The sequence below is a fragment of the Peterkaempfera griseoplana genome, from assembly GCF_001418575.1.
In the GTDB taxonomy this organism is placed as follows: Bacteria; Actinomycetota; Actinomycetes; order Streptomycetales; family Streptomycetaceae; genus Peterkaempfera; species Peterkaempfera griseoplana.
The window spans coordinates 1-1,618 of record NZ_LIQR01000798.1; the positions used below are offsets into that span (position 1 = coordinate 1).

The following is a 1,618-nucleotide window of genomic DNA, read 5'->3' on the forward strand; positions in this document are numbered from 1 at the left end:
GGCGTACTGCGCCGCACCCCAGCCCTGGCCTGGCTCCTCGCAGCCCTCGCCGCCGGCAACCTGGTCTCCGGCGTGCTGCAAGTCGCCACCCCCATCACCGTCACCCGGGCCCTGGGCCACTCCAGCGCCGCCACCGGCACCGTCTGGAGCATCGCCGCAGCCGCCTCCCTGGTCGCGATCACCGCCGCCCGCCGCGCGATCGACCGCTGGGGCCTGTTCCCCGTCGGCCTGGCCAGCGCCGCGACGACCTGCGCCGCCACCACCGCAGCGGCGCTGTCCGGCTCCCTGCCCGCCTACACCATCGCCCTCGCCGCCCTGATGGCCGCCGAAGGCGCCCTCACCGTGGTCCTGCGCACCGCCCGGAGCCGGCTGCTCCCGGCCCGCGGCTTCGCCGCCGCCCTGGCCGTCACGGTCCTGCTGGTCCTTCTCCCGCTACCGCTGGCCGGAGTCGTGGTCGCCGCGGTCCCCGCCGCCCACCTGCCGCAGCTCGTCCTGGCCTGCGCCGCACTCCACCTGACGGCCACCGCCATCTGCTTCCCCGGACTGTGGCGCCACCGCGCCTCCTACGAGCACCCCCACCAGCACCGCAACACCCCGTCCGCCGCCCGCGTCGCCTGAAGGCCCCTCACCCCGTTGCCCCGCCCATCTTCGTCCGCCCTTGGAGGCGCCCTACCCATGTCCGACGACGGTGTCCTGCTGGTCCTCAACTCCGGCGAGGCCGCCTACCGCGAGTACTGCCTCGCCCAGGCCGCAGCCGCCCAGCCCCTCGCGCTGATCAATCCCACCGCCCCCACCTGGCAGACCCCCTACATCGCCGACCACGAGGTCGCCGACACCCTCAACCCCCGGGCCCTGCGCGCAGCCGCCGCCGCACTCGCCCGCCGCCACCGCATCGCCGGCGTCATGACCTGGGACGAGTACGCCCTGGTGCCCGCCGCCAACCTGGCCGCAGATCTCGGCCTGCCCGGCAACAGCTCAGCCACCGCCGTCGCTTGCCGCAACAAGGCCGCCAGCAAGGCCGTGTTCGCCGCCGCCGACATCCCCTCCGCGACCTCCACCCGCGTCACCTCCCTGCGCCGGGCCGCAGCAGCCGCGCGCCGCATCGGATACCCCGTCGTCCTCAAACCCGCAGCCCACGCCGGCAGCATCGGCGTCATCAAGGTCGACAGCGCCGACGCCCTCCCCGCCGCCTGGCACTACACCGCCCATGCCGCCACCGAGCAGGGCCGCGAGGGCACCGGGGTCCTGGTCGAGGAGTACCTTGCCGGCCCGGAGATCAGCGTGGAGTGCGTCACCGCCCGCGGCACCACCACCCCCGTCGCCGTCACCCGCAAAGCCCTCGGCCCGGAACCCTTCTTCGAGGAAGTCGGCCATATCGTCATCGCCGGCGACCCGCTCCTCGCCCAAGCCGGCCCCGTCGCCGTCGCTGCCCTGGACGCCCTCGGCGTGGCCAACGGCATCTCCCACGTGGAGATGCGCCTCACCGACACCGGCCCGCGGCTCATCGAGGTCAACGCCCGCATCGGCGGCGACCTGATCGGCCACCTCGTCCACCAGGCCACCGGCATCGACCTTCCCCGCGCCGCAGCCGACATCGCCTGCAACCGCACCCCCGACC

At 74.8% G+C, this 1,618-nt stretch carries 1 protein-coding gene and 1 pseudogene; both read left to right on the plus strand.

Features of this window, described 5'->3' with window-relative positions; translation table 11 throughout:
- Positions 1–618: pseudogene (locus AOK09_RS36885) on the plus strand (MFS transporter); the annotation flags it as partial.
- 57 nt (positions 619–675) lie between these two features.
- Positions 676–1,618, plus strand: a 943-nt coding sequence (locus tag AOK09_RS36890) for an ATP-grasp domain-containing protein (RefSeq protein ID WP_055591509.1), incomplete at its 3' end; no start/stop codon positions are given.